The sequence below is a fragment of the Sphingobacterium sp. G1-14 genome, assembly GCF_002196555.1.
GTDB lineage: Bacteria > Bacteroidota > Bacteroidia > Sphingobacteriales > Sphingobacteriaceae > Sphingobacterium > Sphingobacterium siyangense.
On sequence record NZ_CP021381.1, the window covers coordinates 1813180 to 1834911 of the forward strand.

Annotated in this window: 16 protein-coding genes, 2 tRNA genes and 3 rRNA genes; 16 read left to right on the top strand and 5 right to left on the bottom strand. The window is 42.7% G+C overall.

Annotated features, from left to right (window positions below; translation table 11 throughout):
- The first annotated feature begins 3 nt into the window (after positions 1 to 3).
- The 3 genes from ccoS to uxuA all read left to right on the top strand — a co-directional run bounded on the left by ccoS (position 4) and on the right by uxuA (position 2263).
- A complete protein-coding gene (gene ccoS, locus CBM24_RS07505) occupies positions 4 to 192 on the top strand; it encodes a cbb3-type cytochrome oxidase assembly protein CcoS (RefSeq protein ID WP_088160736.1) in 189 nt (62 codons plus the stop codon).
- Positions 193 to 271: 79 nt separating this feature from the next.
- Entirely contained in the window at positions 272 to 1090 is an 819-nt protein-coding gene (locus CBM24_RS07510; RefSeq protein ID WP_088160737.1) for an SDR family oxidoreductase, read from the top strand.
- Positions 1091 to 1102: 12 nt separating this feature from the next.
- The gene (uxuA, locus tag CBM24_RS07515; protein WP_088160738.1) at positions 1103 to 2263 is read left to right on the top strand and encodes a mannonate dehydratase; all 1161 of its coding nucleotides are present in this window, start codon (positions 1103 to 1105) and stop codon (positions 2261 to 2263) included.
- Between the two features lie 141 nt (positions 2264 to 2404).
- On the opposite strand, the gene CBM24_RS07520 is transcribed toward uxuA, so the two are convergent.
- The 4 genes from CBM24_RS07520 to CBM24_RS07540 all read right to left on the bottom strand — a co-directional run bounded on the left by CBM24_RS07520 (position 2405) and on the right by CBM24_RS07540 (position 6439).
- Positions 2405 to 3427 carry a LacI family DNA-binding transcriptional regulator gene (locus CBM24_RS07520; protein WP_088160739.1) on the bottom strand — a complete coding sequence of 341 codons (1023 nt, stop codon included), beginning with the start codon at positions 3425 to 3427 and terminating at the stop codon, positions 2405 to 2407.
- A gap of 717 nt (positions 3428 to 4144) precedes the next feature.
- Positions 4145 to 4561, bottom strand: a complete 417-nt coding sequence (locus CBM24_RS07530) for a hypothetical protein (RefSeq protein WP_088160741.1) — start codon at positions 4559 to 4561, stop codon at positions 4145 to 4147.
- 523 nt (positions 4562 to 5084) lie between these two features.
- Positions 5085 to 6065, bottom strand: coding sequence for an IS3 family transposase (locus tag CBM24_RS07535; protein ID WP_157698357.1), 981 nt, complete (start codon positions 6063 to 6065; stop codon positions 5085 to 5087).
- Positions 6062 to 6439: a hypothetical protein gene (locus tag CBM24_RS07540; RefSeq protein ID WP_075993755.1), complete on the bottom strand. Its 378-nt coding sequence runs from the start codon at positions 6437 to 6439 to the stop codon at positions 6062 to 6064. The genes CBM24_RS07535 and CBM24_RS07540 overlap by 4 nt, the downstream gene beginning before the upstream one ends.
- Positions 6440 to 7449: 1010 nt before the next feature.
- Here CBM24_RS07540 and CBM24_RS07545 point away from each other — a divergent pair.
- The 6 genes from CBM24_RS07545 (at position 7450) to CBM24_RS27490 (ending at position 13237) form a co-directional block, all read left to right on the top strand.
- Positions 7450 to 8979, top strand: a 16S ribosomal RNA gene (locus CBM24_RS07545).
- 121 nt (positions 8980 to 9100) lie between these two features.
- Positions 9101 to 9174, top strand: a tRNA-Ile gene (locus CBM24_RS07550).
- Between the two features lie 11 nt (positions 9175 to 9185).
- Positions 9186 to 9259 (top strand) — tRNA-Ala (locus CBM24_RS07555).
- Positions 9260 to 9486: 227 nt separating this feature from the next.
- Positions 9487 to 12368, top strand: a 23S ribosomal RNA gene (locus CBM24_RS07560).
- 124 nt (positions 12369 to 12492) lie between these two features.
- Positions 12493 to 12604 (top strand): 5S ribosomal RNA (rrf, locus tag CBM24_RS07565).
- Together the 16S, 23S and 5S rRNA genes with 2 tRNA genes alongside form the textbook arrangement of a ribosomal RNA operon.
- Positions 12605 to 12880: 276 nt before the next feature.
- Positions 12881 to 13237, top strand: coding sequence for an SHOCT domain-containing protein (locus tag CBM24_RS27490; RefSeq protein ID WP_198386057.1), 357 nt, complete (start codon positions 12881 to 12883; stop codon positions 13235 to 13237).
- A gap of 31 nt (positions 13238 to 13268) precedes the next feature.
- Here the strand turns inward: CBM24_RS27490 and CBM24_RS07575 are convergent, their stop codons facing one another.
- Complete coding sequence (locus CBM24_RS07575) at positions 13269 to 13760, bottom strand: response regulator (protein ID WP_157698403.1); 492 nt, start codon at positions 13758 to 13760, stop codon at positions 13269 to 13271.
- 537 nt (positions 13761 to 14297) lie between these two features.
- On the opposite strand from CBM24_RS07575, the gene ccoN reads away from it, so the two are divergent.
- The 7 genes from ccoN to cls are packed head-to-tail and all read left to right on the top strand — an operon-like array spanning position 14298 to position 21614.
- Positions 14298 to 16436 (top strand): cytochrome-c oxidase, cbb3-type subunit I, encoded by a 2139-nt coding sequence (gene ccoN, locus CBM24_RS07580; protein ID WP_088160744.1) that lies wholly within the window; start codon positions 14298 to 14300, stop codon positions 16434 to 16436.
- Between the two features lie 4 nt (positions 16437 to 16440).
- A complete protein-coding gene (locus tag CBM24_RS07585; RefSeq protein ID WP_046671935.1) occupies positions 16441 to 16638 on the top strand; it encodes a hypothetical protein in 198 nt (65 codons plus the stop codon).
- A gap of 3 nt (positions 16639 to 16641) precedes the next feature.
- The gene (locus CBM24_RS07590; RefSeq protein WP_075991725.1) at positions 16642 to 17556 is read left to right on the top strand and encodes a cbb3-type cytochrome c oxidase N-terminal domain-containing protein; all 915 of its coding nucleotides are present in this window, start codon (positions 16642 to 16644) and stop codon (positions 17554 to 17556) included.
- 15 nt (positions 17557 to 17571) lie between these two features.
- Positions 17572 to 18960: a cytochrome c oxidase accessory protein CcoG gene (gene ccoG, locus CBM24_RS07595; RefSeq protein WP_088160745.1), complete on the top strand. Its 1389-nt coding sequence runs from the start codon at positions 17572 to 17574 to the stop codon at positions 18958 to 18960.
- Positions 18961 to 18971: 11 nt separating this feature from the next.
- Positions 18972 to 19394 (top strand): FixH family protein, encoded by a 423-nt coding sequence (locus CBM24_RS07600; protein ID WP_088160746.1) that lies wholly within the window; start codon positions 18972 to 18974, stop codon positions 19392 to 19394.
- A gap of 9 nt (positions 19395 to 19403) precedes the next feature.
- Positions 19404 to 20093, top strand: coding sequence for a sulfite exporter TauE/SafE family protein (locus CBM24_RS07605; protein WP_088160747.1), 690 nt, complete (start codon positions 19404 to 19406; stop codon positions 20091 to 20093).
- A gap of 57 nt (positions 20094 to 20150) precedes the next feature.
- Positions 20151 to 21614 carry a cardiolipin synthase gene (cls, locus tag CBM24_RS07610; RefSeq protein ID WP_088160748.1) on the top strand — a complete coding sequence of 488 codons (1464 nt, stop codon included), beginning with the start codon at positions 20151 to 20153 and terminating at the stop codon, positions 21612 to 21614.
- The last annotated feature ends 118 nt before the right edge of the window (positions 21615 to 21732 follow it).

Here is a 21732-nt window from a genome sequence, read left to right on the forward strand (position 1 = left end):
GTTATGGAAATAATGTATATTTTGATCGGTTGTAGTGTTTTGTTGGCTTTGGTTTTCCTATGTGCTTTTTTCTGGGCAAATAAAACCGGTCAGCATAATGATACCTATACACCTTCTATACGGATTCTGTTTGATGATGAAACGACAGAAGAGGAAGATAAAGAAGGTGACGTAACTAAAACGTTATCGTAATTAAATCAATTACTTTTTTTTGTAATTAAGGTTATTATCAATAAAATTGGGGGTAAATACCAATTTGAAATAAAAATACATGCATAATAATCCATTTTCATTAAAAGATAAGGTAGTTGTAATTACGGGAGGTACAGGGATTTTAGGCGAAGCATTTGTTGAGGCTTTGGCCGAGGCAGAAGCCAAAGTCGCAGTACTTGGACGTAATGGACAAATCGGAGCGGAGCGTGTTCAGCAGGTAGAGTCTGTTGGTGGCGAAGCTATATTTGTTGAAGTTGACATCATGAACGAACAGGATGTCACTCGGGCGAAAGATGAAGTTTTGCAAAAGTGGGGTAGGATAGACGCTTTAGTAAACGCCGTTGGAGGCAACATTCCAGGTGCAACAATTGGTGCCGATCAAGATTTATTTGCGAGCAATATTCAGGATACCATTAAAGCAATAGAGCTTAATTTGTATGGTACAATGATTCCTACGCATATTATTGGTCGTGTGATTGCTGAAAGCGGAAAAGGCGTCATCATCAATATATCTTCTCTTACAGCCAGTCGTCCTTTTACACGTGTTTTGGGCTATACTGTTGCAAAACACGGTATCGATGGGTATACAAAATGGATGGCCACCGAGCTCGCTCAGCGTTATGGCGATCAAGTTCGTGTCAATGCAATCGCTCCCGGCGTATTCTTAACCAAGCAGAACAAAAACTTATTGATCAATCCAGACGGTACGTATAGCGACCGTACCAAACGTATTCTTAACGGAACTCCCTATAACCGTTTGGGCGACCCTCGTGAGTTAAAAGGAACTTTAATCTATCTATTGAGTGATGCATCGGCCTTTGTGACAGGGGAGACGGTTTTTGTCGATGGTGGTTTTAATGCATGGTGTGGCGTTTAATTAAACTTTAAGATGAGAAAATTAGAACAAACCTGGCGTTGGTATGGTCCCAATGACCCGGTATCTTTACAAGATATCAAACAGGCTGGAGCGACTGGTATTGTTACGGCATTACATCATATTCCACACGGTGAGGTATGGCCCCTTGCCGATATTCAAGAAAGAAAACGCATTATAGAAGATGCTGGTCTTACCTGGTCTGTTGTGGAAAGTGTGACAGTACATGAGGAGATTAAGACAAAAGGTGCTAGGGTCGATGAATACCTCCAGAAATATAATGAGACTTTAACCAATCTCGCACAATGCGGCATCAAAACAATTTGTTATAATTTTATGCCGGTGCTGGACTGGACACGTACACAATTGGATTTAACCATGGCGGATGGTTCAAAAGCATTGTATTTTGACTGGATTGATCTGGCACTTTTTGATATTTTTATATTGAAACGTGATGAAGCACAGACAGCGTATCCAGCGGATGTTGTTAAACGGGCGACTTTACGATTTGATGAAATTTCCGAACAGCAAAAAGAAGAATTGGCAAATGTTGTCTTAATGGGGATCCCCGGAGAGAAGAATGTGGAATTGGAAGCGTTAAAAGCGAGCATTGATACCTATAAACATATTGGGAAAGATGGTTTACGCGATAATTTGGTTTATTTCCTTCAGGGAATTGCGGCAACTTGTGAGGATAACGGTATATGTATGACTATTCATCCCGATGATCCACCGTATCCTATTTTAGGTTTGCCCCGCATCGCCAGTAATGGTGCGGATTTCGATTATTTTTTAAATGCGGTTCCACAACGATTTAATGGTGTCTGCTTTTGTACAGGATCCTTGGGGGCCAGTCAGACAAACGATCTGCCGGCTATCTTAGAAAATATTAAAGGGCGGGTAAACTTTGTTCACTTACGGAATGTGAGGAAAGATGCGATCGGAAGCTTTTATGAGGCAGACCATTTGGATGGGGATGTCAATATGTATAAAATCATGAAAATTCTGGTTGCTGAAAATCAATTGAGATCTACAGCGATCCCATTCAGACCAGATCACGGTCATCAGATGCTGGATGATCTGAATAAAGTAACAAATCCAGGGTATTCTGCCATTGGAAGATTGAGAGGGCTTGCGGAATTACGGGGCCTAGAGTATGGTATTGTTGGTGAATGATACCAATCATTCAGGCGAAGATTAGAGATTATGACCTGTAATAGTGGTCTAGCATAAAGACAGTCGGGAAATAAGAGCGCTAACGTCTTATTTCCCGACTGTTTTGTTTTAAGTATGTCGGCGAGACTATAATCAAAAGAATTATAAGGAAGATTTGCGAATGATGAGCTGTGTTGGAAGCTCAATCGTTTCAAATTCATGTATTGGTCTTGTTTGGTTAATGGTGGCGATTAATTTATTTGTCGCCAGTTCCCCAATTTCTGTTGCCGGTTGTACAATTGTGGATAGTGCCGGATTTAAGGAAGCTGCTATCTGTGTGTTTGAAAAACCAATAACCGCGACCTCGGAAGGGACTTGAATCTGAAGCTCAGCCAAAATACCTAGTGTTCGGGTTGTAATAACATCCGTAGCACCGAAAATTGCATCTATACTTTTATGTTCAAGATATTCTTTGCGCAAAATCTCCCGAATTGTTTCGTCTATATCGGTGGTATTATTAAAACTACATTCGATATAATGTCTAGTATCAAAAGGAATCCCCGCATCTGATAAAGCAGATTTGAAGCCATTTAATCGTTCGGCTGCCACACCTAAGTTCTTTCCGGTGATATGCAAAATATTCTTTTTACCTTGTTCGATGAGATGCTTTGTGGCATTATATGAACCCTGGAAATTATTGACACCAACCTTGAATGTGTCGAGCTGGTGATTGATACGATCAAAGATAACGACGGGGATCTGCGATTTTATCAATGCTTTTAGCTCTTCAATATTTGAATCGGAAGAAACCGGAGATATCATTAAGCCATCAATACCGCGCATGCGTAAGACGTCAATACAATTTTTTTCGATCCGTTCGTCTTCCCGGCTTTGCATGAAAATAACGTCATAGACCGTCTGTTGAGAGACTATTTGAATTCCATCGAGGATTTGTGAAACGAATGTATTGCTAATGTTGGATACAATAACCCCTATTGTATTGGATTTTCCTATTTTTAAGCTCCGTGCCAACTTATTTGGGTGGAAATTATGCTTTTTGGCATATTCCTGAACCATCTTTTTAGTCGCTTCACTTATTTCGTAGCTGTCTGATAATGCTTTGGAAACCGTCGAAACAGAAATATTGAGTGCCAACGCTATATCTTTCAGGGTAGTTCTGCTCATCGCTCTGGTGGTTATTTTAAGAAGATAAATCTACATAAAAAAATGTATAAATGCGTTTTTATCTTCATAATTAGCCATTATCTATGGTCGGTTGGGATTTAGTCAATGGATTTGATTGGCAGGATTTCCTGTGTGTTTTTGAGATAATTTTTATCTTGGAGCTTTTCCGGCACTCCTTTTTTTCTGAAATCCCCTTTTTATCCTTTTTCCAATCCCCCTTCAATGCAAGACGAAGGCTAGCTGGGGATGGGTAGCGAATGAAAAGCAACTTCAAAAGTTCTAATAGATGAGGTAATAGAAAGAAATTAGTAACTAGAAAAAAAGGTTTCCTTAGCTACTAATTTTCTGAGGTAGTTGTCCTATCTTTCTTTATATAAAAAATATAGAAAAAAATTGAGCCTGAAATGACGTATGGTATAAGTGGTGATAAATCAGCAAATTTCAATTGATGAGTGTCTCTATAGATATGAGTTATATCATTGACCCCTAAACCTAAAAAAAACAGGCATACTACAAAAGCGATAAAGATTACCTTTTTATTTATTTTGAACATATCGTTATAATTTATCGACAAGCTTCTCCCCATTGAGCGCTTGCATATATAAATCCTACAGCACCTACCAGCTCCAACGACAGAAGCTCCACTAGCAGCTAATCCAACAAAAGCTAAGGCAAGGCCAACAGATGCACCAGCACATGATGATAAAAAGCTTTTTGTCAATTTGTTATTTGATGCTGATTTAACAAATATATTTTTTCTCTTAAAGATAAAAATTCTGGGTGAACTTCTGCAGTATATGTTAATGCTAAAAATACACTTTCGTATTTACTGTATATTCCGTTCTCTTTTAAAATACCACTGTATTTATTGAGTGTTTGTTGTGGAGCCGCAGAATAATAAAGTTCATTGGATAAATTAATAAATATTTCTTTTTCCTTCTCGTTTATCACATTATTTTGAGAAAGAATATTGATAATATCAGTACTATTTGTTTTTGTTGATATTTCTTCTAAAAGATTGATTCTATCTTGTTGTATAGAGATATTTTTATTCGCTTGTATAGCTAGATCTATTGTAGATAAGTTATTGCTTGTACTTTTTAAGGCTATGATGTTTTGAATATTTGAATTCATCGAAGTCCTCAAAGCACTAGATAGTTCAATTTTGCTGCTACCTTCATTTAAAACATTGGGCTGTTTACTACAAGATGTTGAAATACGACACAATTGTGTATAAAAATAAGATAAATCAAAGTAAGACGAAGGATAGCCGGGATATGGGAAGCGAATGAAAAGTTTTTAGGCTTATGTATCCTACGCTAGTCCGAGTGTCTGGTGTCTTTCGGCAATACTTCGATATTTCTGGGGGCAAGCGGTTGAGCTGCTGTTGAGCTCGCGTTCGACTCTTAATGGGTCCTGAATTGGCTTAACTAGGTCTTAGGTTCGCCCTGTGAGCAAGGTGTGTCCATCGTAAGCGGGTTCTGTCTCCATGTCGGGGTCGGACGGAACACGGACTCAACACGGACAAAACACGGAGTCAGTGCAAATCTTCCCCGAACATGGCACGAAGCCTGTGGAGAGCGGAACAGTGTCTTATACTGAAATAGGTTTACATTTACCGAACAGATTACTATATAGATTTTACATCCTATTTTTTCTACTGGATTTGGTTGTCATTGTCCGTTTTCTGACTGTTATCGGTTGTCCTTTCCCTAACCACAGTTTCCCTAGTTTTGCTGCGGAACTTTTTTGACTCAGCGTTACGTCTTTGAAACATTTTGGGAACTTTTTGGTTCTGCAATTGCTGATGTGCCTGCTGGGGAGACATCATATTGCAGGACATATGTGGCCTAAAATGATTGTATATATTGACTGCCTTGACCAGCTGTGCAAGTGCCGTTTTGTAGTCTGGAAAGGTCTCAGCCATGCGATATTCGCTTTTTAGGATGCCATTTAGCCTTTCTGCCACGGCATTGTCGTACGGGCTTCCGGATTGTGTCATGCTTATTGTAATCCTATTTTCCTGCAATATAGTGACATAATTTGTACTGCAATACTGGATGCCGCGATCGGAGTGGTGGGTCAGATCGCTCTGTGGATACATTCTATGTGATATTGCCATCCTGAGCGCTGATATACAGGCCTGTGCTGTTGGCCTGTGCGTAAGTTTGTAGCCCACGATCTTTCGGGAATAGGCATCTGTGACCAGGCACAGGTAGATCCATTTGTCCCGGATGCGGATGTAGGTGATGTCACTTACCCATATCTGCTCGGGACGCAGGGCCTGCCTGCGCTGCACAAGGTCGGGCCACTTTTTGAAACGGTGGTCGGACTGGGTGGTGATGGCATACCTGCGTTTGCATTTGACCAAAAGGTCATTTTCGCGCAACAGTCTGAAGAAAGCGTCCCTTCCCAGTCCAACCATCGCACTACCCATTTCTTTGACCAATATGCTGCGGAGTTTAAGGGTACCCATGCGATGGGAGTCCTTCCGAATTTCACGTACCCGCGCCAGCACAAGCCCGCTGCGAACGGAGTATTCCTGTTCTCTGCCCATATATTTATAGTAGGATTGCCTTGTTCTGCCAAATAGTCCACAAAGTCTGGAGACCGAAACATTCTGGTAACACGACTTCATTTCTTGGACGATTTGGCCCCAGACTTTTTTACAAAATCAGCCCCATGGAGCTCCTCCGCTTTTTTGATCAACATCTCCAGGGCAGTAATTTTGAGGTTCGCCTGGAAGAGTTCATCCCTGAGATCCTGCTCATTTTTCACCCCAGTGTCTTCTGGCTCAACAGTCTGGGAAACTTCCAGCTCCAGATTGTTTTCCCACTGCTGGTACCATTTCATAAAATACCGCGGAGTGGCTTCCCCCGGAAGATTGTACTTCTGGGCAAGTTGCGAATAACTCAGCTTGCCGGCAAGGTATTCTCTGGAAACGAGGATCTTGAAGCTATCACTGTAAACTTGCTGTCCCCCTGATTTACGTTTTGTCATACGCTTTTTCATAATATTAAATTTAAGATTTTAATATTCGGTTTTTGTAAACCTTTTTCAGGAATGGACACAGGAGGTTCCCGCAGACCCTGCGCGGCAGCCGGAGGCCTACCTCCGAGCAGACCCCTAGTTACCCTCTCGATAAAAATAATTCTGAACTTCTTATTCTTTAGTTTAGCTTTTGTTTATACTTAGCTTAGCATTAAGTTAGGTTTTGATTAGCTTATACCTATACTATACCTAAACTAACCCTAACTAAACCCTAAACTAACCCTAAGTAAATAGGTAAGAAAGTATAGCTATAAATAATGTATTCCGGCCTCCTGTGTTCTGCCATCTTTCCGCTATCCCCGGTCCCGGCTGCTTATGTTTGCCCCTGCCGCCGGTACAGAAATCCCTCCGTTAAACCTCGGGGGAGCCCATTTCACGGTACCTTGGACTTCCCTGTACCCATTTCGGGTGCAGGATCAGCCATTTCAGCCTTCCGGTCACCTGTTTTACAAAAAGAATCTCGCACCGTTACAGGCAGTTAAGGGCGAAATGAAATAAATAAGAACAAAAGGCTTGGAAGTGATCGTGAAAACTCCCTATCTTTGCACCACTCCGCAAGGGAGGGACGGTTACCTCGAAAGAGGGAACCCTGAAAAAAGAAGGGTTTAAGAGAGGTCTGGCAGGATTTAAAATCCCGCCCAGTTTATTTTAAACGCGGAAATCGAAAAAAGGGAAAAGAAAAAAACTTCAAAAAGTTTTTGGAAGTTCAGAAAAGATTTCTACCTTTGCAGTCCCAACGGAAACGAAGGGAAAAACAAAAAAGATAAAGACGGCGCAATGCCATCGGAATATAGCGGATACGGAAGTTGAAGCGAGAAAAGTTCTTTAAGAAAACACAATCATGTAAGCGTGACGAGTAGACAAACGAAAGTCATGAACAAATTCAAGAATTCGTTCAATTCGATCCAAGATCAGAGATATAAAAAAAGAATTCTGATTATGTAAATAGTTGGAATCAAAAACTTCATTTTACAATGGAGAGTTTGATCCTGGCTCAGGATGAACGCTAGCGGCAGGCCTAATACATGCAAGTCGGACGGGATCCGTCGGAGAGCTTGCTCGAAGACGGTGAGAGTGGCGCACGGGTGCGTAACGCGTGAGCAACCTACCTCTATCAGGGGGATAGCCTCTCGAAAGAGAGATTAACACCGCATAACATATCTGACCGGCATCGGTTAGCTATTAAATATTTATAGGATAGAGATGGGCTCGCGTGACATTAGCTAGTTGGTAGGGTAACGGCTTACCAAGGCGACGATGTCTAGGGGCTCTGAGAGGAGAATCCCCCACACTGGTACTGAGACACGGACCAGACTCCTACGGGAGGCAGCAGTAAGGAATATTGGTCAATGGGCGGAAGCCTGAACCAGCCATGCCGCGTGCAGGATGACTGCCCTATGGGTTGTAAACTGCTTTTGTCCAGGAATAAACCTAGATACGTGTATCTAGCTGAATGTACTGGAAGAATAAGGATCGGCTAACTCCGTGCCAGCAGCCGCGGTAATACGGAGGATCCGAGCGTTATCCGGATTTATTGGGTTTAAAGGGTGCGTAGGCGGCCTATTAAGTCAGGGGTGAAATACGGTGGCTCAACCATCGCAGTGCCTTTGATACTGATGGGCTTGAATCCATTTGAAGTGGGCGGAATAAGACAAGTAGCGGTGAAATGCATAGATATGTCTTAGAACTCCGATTGCGAAGGCAGCTCACTAAGCTGGTATTGACGCTGATGCACGAAAGCGTGGGGATCGAACAGGATTAGATACCCTGGTAGTCCACGCCCTAAACGATGATAACTCGATGTTGGCGATAGACAGCCAGCGTCCCAGCGAAAGCGTTAAGTTATCCACCTGGGGAGTACGCCCGCAAGGGTGAAACTCAAAGGAATTGACGGGGGCCCGCACAAGCGGAGGAGCATGTGGTTTAATTCGATGATACGCGAGGAACCTTACCCGGGCTTGAAAGTTAGTGAAGAGTGCAGAGACGCACTCGTCCTTCGGGACACGAAACTAGGTGCTGCATGGCTGTCGTCAGCTCGTGCCGTGAGGTGTTGGGTTAAGTCCCGCAACGAGCGCAACCCCTATGTTTAGTTGCCAGCATGTAATGGTGGGGACTCTAAACAGACTGCCTGTGCAAACAGAGAGGAAGGTGGGGACGACGTCAAGTCATCATGGCCCTTACGTCCGGGGCTACACACGTGCTACAATGGATGGTACAGCGGGCAGCTACATAGCAATATGATGCTAATCTCTAAAAGCCATTCACAGTTCGGATTGGGGTCTGCAACTCGACCCCATGAAGTTGGATTCGCTAGTAATCGCGTATCAGCAATGACGCGGTGAATACGTTCCCGGGCCTTGTACACACCGCCCGTCAAGCCATGAAAGTTGGGGGTACCTAAAGCATGTTACCGAAAGGAGCGTGTTAGGGTAAAACCGATAATTGGGGCTAAGTCGTAACAAGGTAGCCGTACCGGAAGGTGCGGCTGGAATACCTCCTTTCTAGAGTATCGAAGATCGGTGCTCGTCACGTTACATATGATTGCAGGAAGAAAAAACATCAGAAGAAAGTGCCCGCCCCTAAGGGAGCAGGACCGAGAGAAAGAGATGAACAAGATAAGCTAGTCCCGTAGCTCAGTTGGTTAGAGCACTACACTGATAATGTAGGGGTCAGCAGTTCAAATCTGCTCGGGACTACGAAAACGAATGGGGAATTAGCTCAGCTGGCTAGAGCACCTGCCTTGCACGCAGGGGGTCAACGGTTCGAATCCGTTATTCTCCACATCTCCGGTGAAGTATATAAAGATATACTTCAGGATACCGGAAAAAGAGTTCTTTGACATATTGAAAGAGAAAAAAAATTACAAGAGAAGACAACAGTATAGAGACAATACGTGTATGTGTCTGAAGTAAGGGAGAGACCCTCGGTGAATGCCGGACGATCCCGAACCTAGCATATGTGTATATATATCAAAAGCAGCCGCATAGTAGCAAAAGGCTATGCCGGTGAAGAAAGTAAATAAGGGCACACGGGGGATGCCTAGGCTCTCAGAGGCGAAGAAGGACGTGATAAGCTGCGATAAGCTTTGGGGATTGGCAAATGCGACTTGATCCAGAGATTTCCGAATGGGGCAACCTGACTATTTGAAGAATAGTCGTATAAAACGCGAACGCGCTGAACTGAAACATCTAAGTAGGCGTAGGAGAAGAAAATAACAATGATTTCCCAAGTAGTGGCGAGCGAACGGGAAAGAGCCCAAACCGATCATGTTACGGCATGGTCGGGGTTGTAGGACCACGACATTGTACAGCGCTATGAACTGGAAGCAGGTGGGAAACTGCGCAATAAGGGTGAGAGCCCCGTACAGGTAAAGAATGTTGACATAGTGGTATCCTGAGTACCGCGGGACCGGAGAAATCCTGTGGGAATCCACCAGCACCATCTGGTAAGGCTAAATACTCCTGAGAGACCGATAGTGAACCAGTACCGTGAGGGAAAGGTGAAAAGAACCCCGAACAGGGGAGTGAAAAGAACCTGAAACCGTGTGCTTACAAGCGGTTGGAGCAGGCAGGTCCTGTGACAGCGTGCCTTTTGCATAATGAGCCTACGAGTTACTCTTGTCTGGCAAGGTTAAGTCCTTCAGGGACGCAGCCGAAGCGAAAGCGAGTCTTAATAGGGCGCATAGTCAGATGAGGTAGACGCGAAACCTTGTGATCTACCCTTGGGCAGGTTGAAGTTGCAGTAACATGTAATGGAGGACCGAACCGATAAACGTTGAAAAGTTTCCGGATGACCTGAGGGTAGGGGTGAAAGGCCAATCAAACTGGGAAATAGCTCGTACTCCCCGAAATGTTTTTAGGAACAGCGTCGGCGTAGAGTTTGATAGAGGTAGAGCTACCGATTGGGTGCGGGGGAGTCAAATCCTACCAAATCCAGACGAACTCCGAATGCTATCAAATATAGCCGGCAGTGAGGCTTTGGGTGCTAAGGTCCAAGGCCGAGAGGGAAAGAACCCAGACCATCAGCTAAGGTCCCCAAATTCGTTCTAAGTTGAACTAACGAGGTCCGGTTGCCCAGACAGCTAGGATGTTGGCTTGGAAGCAGCCATTCATTTAAAGAGTGCGTAACAGCTCACTAGTCGAGCGGCCGGGCGTGGATAATAAACGGGCATCAAGAACGGTACCGAAGCTATGGATTTGCATTGAAAGATATGCATCTGGTAGGGGAGCATTCCATCGCCGGGGAAGCAGTTTGGCAATGAACTGTGGAGGTTATGGAAAAGCAAATGTAGGCATAAGTAACGATAAGGCGGGTGAGAAACCCGCCCACCGAAAGACCAAGGTTTCCTGATCAACGTTAATCGGATCAGGGTCAGTCGGGACCTAAGGCGCACCCGAAGGGGGCAAGCCGATGGACAACTGGTTAATATTCCAGTACTCTTCATAACTGCGATGTGGTGACGGAGTAGTGACACTGCCGCGAACTGACGGAATAGTTCGTTGAAAGGCGTAGGTATAGGGACGGTAGGCAAATCCGCCGACCCTGCTGAAACCCAATAGTACAGCAAAGCTCCGGTGGCGCTGATAGAGCAGGTAAACAGACTTCCAAGAAAACCCGCTAAGCTTCAGGTTATGAAGACCCGTACCGCAAACCGACACAGGTGGTCGAGGAGAGAATCCTAAGGTGCTCGAGTGAGTCATGGCTAAGGAACTCGGCAAAATGGCCCTGTAACTTCGGGAGAAGGGGCGCTGTCTCGTAAGAGCAGCCGCAGTGAAAAGGCCCAGGCGACTGTTTAACAAAAACATATGGCTTTGCAAAATCGCAAGATGAAGTATAAGGCCTGACACCTGCCCGGTGCTGGAAGGTTAAGAGGGGATGTCATCGCAAGAGAAGCATTGAATCGAAGCCCCAGTAAACGGCGGCCGTAACTATAACGGTCCTAAGGTAGCGAAATTCCTTGTCGGGTAAGTTCCGACCTGCACGAATGGTGTAACGATCTGGGCGCTGTCTCAGCCATGAGCTCGGTGAAATTGTGGTATCGGTGAAGACGCCGATTACCCGCAACGGGACGGAAAGACCCCATGCACCTTCACTATAGCTTAACATTGAGATTGGGTACAGGATGTGTAGGATAGGCGGGAGATGTTGAAGTGGCTTCGCCAGGAGTCATGGAATCAACCTTGAAATACCGCCCTTTCTGTATTCGGTTTCTAACTCGGCAATGCCGAGGACATTGTTTGGTGGGTAGTTTGACTGGGGTGGTCGCCTCCAAAAAGGTAACGGAGGCTTTCAAAGGTAAGCTCAGTACGCTTGGTAACCGTACGTGGAGTGCAATGGCATAAGCTTGCTTGACTGTGAGACCGACAAGTCGAACAGGGTCGAAAGACGGACATAGTGATCCGGTGGTTCTGTATGGAAGGGCCATCGCTCAAAGGATAAAAGGTACGCTGGGGATAACAGGCTGATCTCCCCCAAGAGCTCATATCGACGGGGAGGTTTGGCACCTCGATGTCGGCTCGTCACATCCTGGGGCTGGAGAAGGTCCCAAGGGTTGGGCTGTTCGCCCATTAAAGTGGCACGCGAGCTGGGTTCAGAACGTCGCGAGACAGTTCGGTCCCTATCTGTTGTGGGCGTTGGAAGTTTGAGTGGATCTGACCTTAGTACGAGAGGACCGGGTTGGACAGACCTCTGGTGAACCTGTTATGCCGCCAGGTGTACGGCAGGGTAGCTACGTCTGGAATAGATAAGCGCTGAAAGCATCTAAGTGCGAAACTAGCCACGAGATGAGACTTCCTTATAGGGTCGTAGAAGATGACTACGTTGATAGGCCATAGGTGTAAAGGTTGAGAGACCAAAGCCAAGTGGTACTAATAGCCCGAAGCTTTCTCAAGCAGACAGACACTGTTGTCTTCCTCTTTAATTTTTAAGAAACAAACAGGAAACGTAACTCTTTCAATAGCTATGTCAGTTGGCATGAAGATGATCATATAAGATCACAATGTCAATAAAGATTTTTAGGTGCCTATATCGGCGGTGTCTACCTCTTCCCATTCCGAACAGAGCAGTCAAGCCCGCCAGAGCCGATGGTATTGCCGTAACAGGTGGGAGAGTAGGTCGGTGCCTTTTTTTACACGGAAGCCCTTGCTGGAAACAGTCAAGGGCTTCTTGCGTTTAGTGACTTGCTATATCCTCATTCCTTAAAGAAAGTCATATCTCTATGTCCTGTTTCTAGCGCTTTATCTGGATCCATCTCAGATGGTGAATGCTGATATTCATAGCGAGTATGTGCTGCGTATGATCTTAAATTAAATAGTTTGTGTCAACCAGATGAAGTGATGTGGTAATTATTTATTATTTTTAAGGAAATTATTTTGTAACATTTAAACTTAGAAAATGGGATTAATGATATTATTTTGGGTTGGGGGATCTGCTTTAATTGGCTTAATTGGAAAGAATAGAGAAATAGGCTTTTGGCCAATTTTTGCAATTTCACTGGTAGTAAGCCCAATTATAGGCTTTTTTGTAGCTCTTTTCTCGAAAAAGAAATATTCCATGCAACGTGTTATCGAATATCAAGAAGCACAATTTCGACAAAATTATATAAACCAATCCAACAACCGTACAAATCAAATTGATAAAAGTAATGCAGTATCAAATATTGCCGATGAATTGACCAAATTTAAACAGTTACTGGATAATGGAGCCATTACACAAGAAGAATTTGATTATTATAAATCAAAATTGCTTCGCAACTCCTAGATAATTGTCAATTGCCTGCTCTATACTTCTGTTAGATAAACTGTAGTAATGCTTTTAAATTAAATGGTTTAACCATAATCCCATCAAAACGATGTAGCTGCCCTTCCGGAGCTCGCATTGTCACTTGGGATTCGTCTGAGGTCAGTGCAATAACCTTGCTATTCCATCCCTGTAGGCTATTGTTGTCTTTGATTGTGTTGAGGATATCCCAGCCTGTAGGGCCTTGCATCCTGAGATCGGTGATAATAATAACCGTTCTATTTTCCTTTGGATAGGCTATTGCTGCAGATGAATCCTGATAGATTTTCACATCTTCGAAATGTTGCAATGCTTGTTTTACGAATAGATTATTGATTGGATTGTCATCAATAAAGACAAAGCGTAGCTCTTTTGAGAGCTTGTCCAAGCTCGTAATTTGTTTCTTATTTTTCTTTTCTTCGGTGAACGGAACGACTAATGTAAACGTTGATCCCTTGCCTTGCTGACTGCTAACGCTTAAGGTTCCATTTAGTTGTTCAGCCATAAGCTTGGAGGTGCCTTTTTTTACACGGAAGCCCTTGCTGGAAACAGTCAAGGGCTTCTTGCGTTTAAATAGTTCCCCGGTTTACTGCATATCCTCCGCCTATTGGTTATCGCAGTACATGGCCGTCGGAGAGCCCCTTTTCCTAGTGGCGTAGATAGTCCTGACTAGTCCTATACGAAAAACTTACAGACCGATTCCCAAGAAATCTAATGCGAACTAGATACTAATCATTCAAAGGATATGGATCATGCGCTGCTATGACATGATGTGGATTCCGTCATTGATATCTCGCTAAGAAGATCATAAAACATCAGGAAATGTGACTACGGTCACTTTTGATGTCAGATCTAATTGTAAAAAGTATCTTTCAAGATCTCTATTTTCCCTAAGTCATTTACAACCAATGGTCGAAATTGCTAACTAAGCCTTGTAATCGGGTAATAAAAAAGTGACGTACATCACTTTTGTACGCATTGTCCATCATTAGATTGTCATAAATTGCTGCTTATTTTTGAATCAGAATCAACAATTTAAGTAATGCAGTTAGAGCAATTTAATTACGACAACAAGATTGTCAGGAATTTCGGAATCGCTACCATTATTTGGGGGATAGTTGGTATGACCATAGGATTGCTTGTGGCAACGCAGCTTGTTTGGCCCCAGATGAACTTTGGATTGCAATTTACAACATTTGGCCGTGTACGTCCTGTGCATACCAATGCGGTGATTTTTGCTTTCGTAGGTAATGGTATTTTTATGGGAGTTTATTACTCCTTACAGCGGGTGCTTAAAGCAAGAATGTTCAGTGATGCTTTGAGTAAGCTCCATTTTTGGGGTTGGCAATTAATTATTGTTGCCTCGGCTATTACACTCCCACTCGGTCTTACTTCAAGCCATGAGTATGCCGAAATGGAATGGCCTATTGATATCGCAATTACCCTCATTTGGGTCGTATTCGGAATCAATATGTTCGGTACTATTATCAAACGGCGCGAACGTCACATGTATGTCGCTGTTTGGTTCTATATTGCCACATTTGTTACAGTAGCCGTATTGCATATTGTTAACTCCATCCAATTACCTGTAGCTGGCTGGAAAAGCTATTATGTCTACAAAGGCGTACAGGATGCGCTGGTACAATGGTGGTATGGTCACAATGCAGTTGCTTTTTTCTTGACAACTCCTTATTTGGGAATGATGTATTATTTCCTTCCTAAGATGGCCAACCGTCCAGTTTACTCTTACAAGTTAAGTATTCTTCACTTTTGGTCTTTAATTTTTATTTATATCTGGGCAGGTCCTCACCATTTGCTCTATACGGCGCTACCTGGTTGGGTACAGTCTTTAGGGGTTGTATTCTCCATTATGTTGATTGCTCCGAGTTGGGGCGGTATGATCAATGGCTTGTTGACCTTACGTGGTGCTTGGGATAAGGTACGGACAGAGCCTATGTTAAAATTCATGGTCGTGGCCCTTACTTGTTATGGTATGGCGACTTTCGAAGGCCCTATGCTATCTTTAAAGCAGGTGAATGCAATTGCTCACTTTACCGACTGGATTGTAGCACACGTACACGTAGGTGCATTGGGATGGAACGGCTTTATGACATTCGGTATTCTGTACTGGTTGATACCACGTATTTATAAAACGGAGTTATATTCTAAAAAGTTGGCATCAACGCACTTTTGGATAGGTACCTTGGGTATTTTGTTCTATGCGATCCCGATGTATTGGGCAGCTGTAGTACAAGGTTTGATGTGGAAGGAATTTACACCGGAAGGGGTCTTGAAATATCCAAACTTCCTTGCGACAACATTGGAAATTTTGCCAATGCACATGATGCGTGCACTAGGTGGTGCACTTTATCTATCGGGCGTGTTCCTAATGACGTTCAACTTGATCAAAACTATGCAAAAAGGGAAGCTTTTGGCCAATGAGCCTGCAGAAGCTCCTGCATTATTGCCGGTTCAAGTAAACGAACAGTCTCAACACCGTCGCCTTGAACGTAAGCCAATTTTATTTATGGTACTGGCTCTTATTGCGATCCTCATCGGGGGTATGGTGGAGATGGTGCCGACTTTTACAATTTCTAAAAACGTTCCAACGATTGCGAGTGTAAAACCTTATACAGCATTGGAACTGCAGGGAAGGGATCTCTACGTGAGAGAAGGTTGTGTAAACTGTCACACGCAAACTATTCGTCCATTTAGATCCGAAACTGCCCGTTACGGAGAGTATAGTAAGGCGGGAGAGTTTGTTTACGATACACCGTTTTTATGGGGTTCGAAGCGGACGGGACCAGATCTGCATCGAATCGGTGGAAAATATCCTAATAAATGGCACTTTGATCACCTGTTGGATCCGACGATTACCTCGCCAGGAAGTATCATGCCAACATATCCTTGGTTGATCGATCAGAAGCTGGATAATTCTATTCTGCAAGATAAAATGAAAGCATTACGGAAATTGGGAATCCCTTATACCGACGCGGAAATTGAACATGCTGAGCAGGATCTCACCAAACAGGCACAAAAAATTGCTGATGATCTAAAACAAAATCAAGTGAATGTGTTAGCTGACCGTGAGATTGTAGCTGTAATTGCATACTTACAGCGATTAGGAACAGATATAAAAGCAGCTCCAAAAGTAGCTGATAATGTTAACGCAAATCAATAAAGCTATGTTTAAGCAAATAACAAATCTAAACGGCAGTGAGCTTTATCTAATTGCATCACTTTGGATCTTCTTGGTGTTCTTCATTTCAGTAGCAATAATGTTGTTTCGAATGAAAAAAGACTATGTTACTTATATGAAGGAATTGCCTTTGGAAGAAGATGAAACAGAAAAGGAACTGAATCATTCACCTGAAAGTCTATAATATATGAGTTTATTATTGGATACTGCACCAGCTACCGCAGAAGTTGTTCAATCTACGATAGGATTCGGTACAGATAATTTATACACAGATATCTTAATTGTTGTATTGATCGTTGTGATGCTGGCTCTTCTCGCTTCGGCATTGATGGTCAATCGCGCGATGAAATCCATCATTAAGATTACCATGCCTGAATTGGCCAAGGAGGAAAAACTCAAAAAGGCGGCGAATAAGGGCTGGATGAAAAGGTCCTGGAACAAGATCATGGGGATCAGACCGATTTCAGAAGAAAAGGATATTGTCATAGACCATGAGTATGATGGTATCCGCGAATTGGATAATCCGATTCCGATCTGGTTTAATTTCCTTTTTTATGGAACGATTTTTTTCGGCCTTGTTTACTTATTTGTTTATCAGGTGTCGGGCATCGGAATGAACCAGGACCAGGAGTATGAACATGAGATGGTCGTTGCCGAGAAAGAGCGTCAGGCTTATCTTACTGCTTCTGCGAGCAATGTAGACGAAAGTAGCGTGGAGTTTCAGCCGGAAATGGCAGCTGATGGAAAAGCAATCTTTACCGCAAACTGTGTCGCTTGTCACGGTGGTAGTGGCGAGGGAGGCATCGGACCTAACTTGACCGATAAGTTTTGGCTTCATGGTGGCGAGATTAAAGATATCTTCAAAACCATTAAGTATGGTGTTCCTGATAAAGGAATGGTGCCATGGGAACAAACTTTAAGTCCTGCACAAATCGCACAGGTTGCCAGTTATATTATCACCTTAAGGGATACACACCCTGCTAATCCAAAAGCTCCGCAAGGTGAAGAGGTAACCTATGGCGGTGGCCAGGCTGCAAGCGGAGAGAAGCCGGCGGATGAGAGCAAAGCCGATCAGGCTGAAACAGAAAAAAAAGCAGAGTAGTAAATTGAAATAGCAATGAGTACAGTAGTCGTGAATAATGCCAATAACGGTGGATCTAAGTCAAAAAAAAGACAATGGATTTATGCCAAAAAACCGCAGGGAGAGCTTTACAAAAAGAGACAGTGGGTTGGGTATTCACTACTGCTGTTCTTGTTTGTAGTTCCTTTTATCAAAATAAATGGTGAACCGTTTCTCATGTTCAACATTATTGAGCGAAAGTTTTCCATCTTAGGAAATCTGTTCTATCCACAGGATCTCTACATATTCGTATTCGGCATGTTAATCGTGATGGTATGTGTGGTTTTGTTTACTGTTGTCTTTGGACGGGTATGGTGCGGATGGACTTGCCCCCAGACTATTTTTTTGGAATTAATATTTAGACGAATTGAATATTGGATCGAAGGTGATTGGCAACAACAAAAGAAATTGGATGCTGGACCTAATACGGATCAAAAACAATTGAAAAAGTTTTTGAAACATGGTATATTCCTGATCATATCATTTTTCATTTCAAATATCTTTTTGTCTTATATCATCGGTGTTGATGCGCTGATGAAGATCATCACTGATCCATTGGACCAACATATCGGTGGATTGATATCAATAATCATATTTACATTGGTTTTCTATGGTGTGTTTGCGTACGTCAGGGAGATTGTATGTATTGCAATTTGCCCTTATGGCAGATTGCAGGGCGTACTCCTCGATGACCAAAGTATCACTGTTGCATATGATCATAGACGTGGAGAGCCAAGAGGAAAACAGCAAAAGGATGCAACGACGACACATGGAGATTGTGTAGACTGCAAACTCTGTGTACATGTATGCCCCACAGGAATTGATATTCGAAATGGTTTGCAATTAGAATGTGTAAGCTGTACGGCCTGTATTGATGCTTGTGATGCTGTAATGGACAAAATTGGAAAGCCTAAAAAGTTAATTGGCTTTTATCCAATGGGTGAGATTGAAGGAACACTGAAGAAAAAAAGCAATACGAGGGCAATAGCCTATTCTATCGTGTTGGTTGCATTAATGTCGGTCTTTTGTTTTCTGTTGTTCAATCGTTCTCAGGTGGATGGAAGATTGCTTCGGGCAAAGGGAAGCACCTACCAGCTTCGTGATGATAAGACAATAAGCAATCTGTATTCTTTGGAATTGATTAATAAGTCTGGTAAAGAAATGCCTTTTAAATTGGTCTGTGATGATCCGCGTTTAACGATTCAACTGGTCAATCCTATTCAAAAATTGAGTAAAGATGGGCATGCGACACTGAGCTTTTTTCTAATTATCGCGAATAAGGATGTGGAGACCTATAAAAGTAATATAAAATTAGCTATCTATTCGGGAGATAAGAAAGTGGAAAGTTTAAAAACCACTTTTATTGCGCCTCCGGGTATGAATTAAAATGAAAAACAATGAATTGGGGTACAAAAATTTTTTTAACCTTGGCGGTATTTATGTTGTGCATCGTCGGAGCTGGAATATATATGGTGAGTCATGATTCGGATAGTCTGGAAGAAGATGACTACTATGAACAGGGGCTGAATTATGATCAGGCTTATGATAAGAAGCAAAATGTGCTGATGATGAATGAATCGCCAACCGTCGAAATCAGGAAGGATACCCTATATATTCATTTTGTGTCCAAAGAAAATAAAGGGAAATTACTATTCCGAAAACCTTCGGATAATCGGCTGGATAAAGAGCTACCGTTTCAGACAACCAGTAATTTATATACACTGCCCATTTCCACGTTCGATAAAGGAATGTGGAATTTGTATATTGACTGGAAGAGTGTAGGTAAAGATTTTTTGTTTGAAGAGCATATTTTATTTTAGTTTAAGGAAATGAGCTATACCTATTTTGCATTTTTCATGGGATTGTTTGGAAGCATACATTGTGCGGTAATGTGTGGCCCATTAATTTTTGCCATTGAAGGAAGGCAGGGTTTTGGTTGGAACGTTTTCTTCAATAAAATACTGTATCAATCCGGCAGGGTACTGACTTATGGTTGTTTAGGACTTTTACTCGGTACGATCGGAACATTTGCGCAGATTCAAGGTTGGCAGCGAAGTTTGAGCTGGGCCACAGGTATTATTCTGATCGGAATTGCTTTATTCCAGCTTATTGGTAAGCATAATAGAAAAATCGCTAGCTGGCAGACGAAGGCTGTGCAGCCAATTGTACGCTTATTGTCGAAATGGCTCTATAAACCGGGGGGAAGTTTTATTGCAGGCGTACTGAATGGCTTATTGCCCTGCGGTATGGTCTACATGGCACTCATGTCGTCCATAAATGCAGACAGTCCACAGCAAAGTTTCTTTTTTATGTTGTGTTTTGGCTTAGGAACTATCCCGCTATTGTTTGCGTTTTCATTTCTGGGAAATTTCTCCAGATCTTTCAAAATCGGATTTTCGAAATGGGTTCCCTTTCTCTATTTCTTATTGGGAATTTGGTTTATACTCCGGGGTGCCAATTTAGACATTCCTTATTTAAGTCCATTCATTCATGTCGATGGTGCAATAAACTGTGTTTAACGACAAACAATATGTCGATGCTAAGTATTATATTTGGTAAAACCCTTAGCACACAATATGGAGGTACTTCATCATATTTTACAGATTGCATTAGAATATTATTGGATTCCCTTGCTCATCCTTTATATTGGTGTAATCGGGACGATTTTGATCGAAAACCGTAATCCTTCCAAGACCATTGCCTGGATTATGGTCATTGTTTTCTTACCTGTCGTCGGTCTGCTCAGTTACTATTTCTTTGGTCAGAAGTTTAAGAAGGTCAAAAGGATGAAACGCGTGTATCGCGAGCAGTCCAAAAAGCTACTGGATGCCTGGCGTAAGGAATCCGAAATAATGGAGGAACATATTGATACGTTAAATGAACGGATCGGTAGTTTGGCCATGGTATACCGCTACCTTAAAAATCAGAAGATCTCTACATTCTCCCTCAACAACGATGTAACCCTATTTATCAATGGGGAAGAAAAGTTTCCGGTACTTATTGATCGTCTTAAAGCTTCGCAGCATTCCATTCATATGGAATATTATATCTGGGAAATGGATGAAATAGGGCAGGAGATCTTACATATTCTAGCAGAAAAAGCAAAAGCTGGGGTCACCGTACGTCTGATATTGGATAGTTTTGGTGCTCCTGATGTAATTAAATATTTACGGAGGCATAAACCCGATTTTGTGTTTCAAGCTTTTCTTCCAGTAACCTTTAGCTCCTTGGCGAATAGCAACTACCGAAATCACCGCAAGATAGCGGTGATCGATGGTAAAATAGGTTTTGTCGGCGGAATCAATATTTCAGATCGATATATCAATAATGGAAAAAATGAGGTTTATTGGCGGGATACAGCTATGATGGTTGTCGGCGCGGCCGTAAATACGTTGCAAATCCAGTTTTGGAACAGCTGGAACCAGACAGATGCGGAATCGTTTGAATTGGGCCGAGGTTATTTAAACCGATTTCCCCTTACCGATGAAGATGCGAGTGGAGTAGGATTTACAGCCAGTGATCCTGGATCGCCAGCGCCTTTCAATATGGAAGCAATTATTGCCGGTATCAACGAAGCAAAAGAATATGTACAGTTGTGTACGCCATATTTTATTCCCAGCGATCAATTGACGACCGCTTTAATGCTCGCGGTATCTTCAGGAGTCCGTGTGGACTTGATGTTGCCGGCCCAGTCTGATTCGTTTTTTGTACAGCACGCCTCATTCTCGTTTATAAAACCACTGTTGGAAAGAGGAGTCAACGTATACCTCTATACAAAGGGATTTCTGCATGCCAAAACTATCTGTATTGATGGGAAGCTTGCCTATATCGGTACGACAAACTTAGATATCAGAAGTTTTTACATCAATTTTGAAATCTCGGGAATTGTCTCGGATAAAGCGCTTTGCGACCGTCTTAATGCACAATTTTTAGCTGATATTGAGGTCTCAGATCTGATTACAATCCGAAAATGGATGCAACGAAGCCGCTGGAAAAGAGGAGTTGATTCCATCTGTAGGCTTTTGGCTCCATTGCTTTAAATTATCTTTAAAGAGTCGGTAATGACCCTATGGATAGGTATAATAAATGTTAAAAATACCCCAATGGGGTTGGTCTTTGCTCAAAATTGAATATATTTAGCTATTCATTTTTTATTCT